Annotated in this window: 2 protein-coding genes; both read right to left on the bottom strand. The window is 63.4% G+C overall.

Annotated elements, in window-relative coordinates:
* Nucleotides 1-527 (bottom strand): flagellin N-terminal helical domain-containing protein (locus AC0L27_RS40955; RefSeq protein WP_473323751.1); only part of this gene is annotated, 527 nt, incomplete at its 3' end.
* 357 nt (nucleotides 528-884) lie between these two features.
* The coding region (locus AC0L27_RS40950; protein WP_473323749.1) for a DUF1522 domain-containing protein at nucleotides 885-2,266 on the bottom strand (1,382 nt) is incomplete at its 5' end.

The following is a 2,266-nucleotide window of genomic DNA, read 5'->3' as shown; positions in this document are numbered from 1 at the left end:
GCCGTGGTGCCGTTGCCGGCCGTTGCGCCAGTGCTTGCAAAGCTGCCGATGGTGGCGCCAAGGGTCGTGGTGCCGCTTGCCGCCGTGGTGCCGCCGGCCGTGCCGTTATACAGCACGTTGCTGCTCGCGGTGGCGCTGGCGAAGCTCGTCGTGCCGCGCAAATCGGCCGCCGTCGCACCCGAAATCGTGGTGGAGACATTGGATTTGGTCGAGTAGCCGACGGTGGTCTGCAGCGCCTGGTTGGCGATCGACTTCGCAGAGTCGATCAGCTTCTGCAGCGAGGTGATACCGGTGTTGGCGGCCTGCAGCACCTGCACGCCGTTGGCGATGCCGTCGAGCAGATTGTTGATGTCGCTGGCGCGGTTGTCGAGCGACTGTGCGGTGAAGAAGTTGGTGGGATTGTCCAGGGCCGAGTTCACGCTCTTGCCGGTCGACAGACGGCTCTGTGTGGTCGCGAGAAGATCAGCGGTGGACTGGAGAGAGAGCAGGTTCTGTCGAACCGACGAGGAGAGAACGATACCGGACATTGAGTGTTACCCTTCTGGTACGCAACGCAACAAACTTCGATTAGGATTAATCGATGTCCGGAACGGTGAACGTAGACGGCTAACAAAGCATGAAGCGTGTCGCGCCAGTCCTTGCGCGGATTCACCATGTGCGCGATCGAAGCCGGATCTGGCTCGCTCATATCGTCATGATTGGATGACGCTTTTCCGTGCAGCGACGCGACGTTTGCGACTTGTCAACCATAACTGAGAGTGAGCAATCGGCTGCATCCGGATGCATCGTCTGCGCTTTGCCGCGGCACTCTGGTGCCGGCGCAAAAAGAAAGCGGCGGGGCCTGAGCCCCGCCGCCGGATCTTGCTTGCGATGTCGTCCGCTTGTTAGCGGAGCAGCTGCAGCACGCTCTGTTGCGACTGGTTGGCCAGCGACAGCGCGGAGACCGCGATGGACTGGCGGGTCGACAGCGCCTGGCTGTTGGCCGCTTCGGTGTTGGTGTCGGCCAGCGTCAGGTTCGAAGAACCGGTCTGCAGCACGTTGATCAGGCTCTTGTTGAAGTCCTGACGCACCTGCACCACCGAGAGGTTCGAGCCGAGGCTCGAAGCTTCCGAGCGCAGCGTGCTCGACGCGGCGTTCAGGTTCGACAGCACCTTGTTGGTCGCGGAGTTGTCAATGAAGTCGACACCGCTGGTCAGCGCAGCAAGGCCGAGACCCTTGGAGTTGTAGGTCACGCCCGTGATGCTCAGGTTCGACTTGCCGGTCTCGTCGAACACCAGCTTGAGCTGGTCGCCGTTCAGCAGGTTGACGCCGTTGAACGAGGAGTCCTGCGAGGTCGTGTCGATCTGGTTCAGGATGTTGTTGTACTGAGACACCAGGTTCGAACGCGAGGTCTGGGCAACCGTGTCCTGGACGGGGCTGGAAGCCGTCGAGAACGTCAGCGCCGAAGTCAGCGTGCCGCCGATCGCACCACCCGCGGCGCTCGAACCGATGGTCGAGGACGCGTAGTCGTTGGTGGTCGAAACCGTCAGCAGGCCGTTGGCATCGATCGTCGCCGTCAGGTTGTTGGCCTGAAGCTTCGTGTTCAGCTGATCGAGCGTCTTGACCGTGCCGCTGGTGCCGTCGCCGAAGGTGACATTGACCGCCGTGCCGCCGTTGAAGGAGGAGAAGGTCAAGGTCTTGCCGCTGAGGCCGCCGACGCCCGAGGTACGCGCCGCGGTGAACGCGGTCGAGGTCCCGGTATTGCCGGCGAAGCCAAGCGCATTCAGCGCATTGCCGGTGCCGGTGATCGACAGGTCGGCATTGACGCCGGTCGAGAGCTTGAGCTGACCCGAGGCGTTGATCGACGAGTTGGTCTGGCCGGTCGCAGTCGCAAGCGTCGCGGTGCCGTTGGCATTGACCGTCGCGGTCTGCACGCCGGTGGCAAGGTCGATCGCCTTCAGCACGTCGTTGACCGTGCCGGCCTGCAGATAGACCGTCGAGTTACCATTGCCGTCGGTGAGGACGTTACCGCTCGCACCATACCCGCTCGGAACGCTCGGAGCACCGGTCGAGCCCGGGATCGGCGCGTTCTTGAAGGTGATGACGTGACCGTCGACGTTCAGCGTCGAACCGTCGGCGATGGTCGCACCCAGCGAGCCGGCGCTGGTGGTCCGGTTGACGCTCACGGTGGCGTTGCCGCCGCCCACGGCCGTCGTCAGGGCGAGAGCCTTGAGCAGGTCGGCCTTGCCGGTGACGCTCAGATCCGCACCCGTCGAGCTCTTCAGCG

This window comes from Bradyrhizobium sp. Ken51, assembly GCF_055807435.1.
This window is presented reverse-complemented; position numbering and strand designations above follow the sequence as displayed.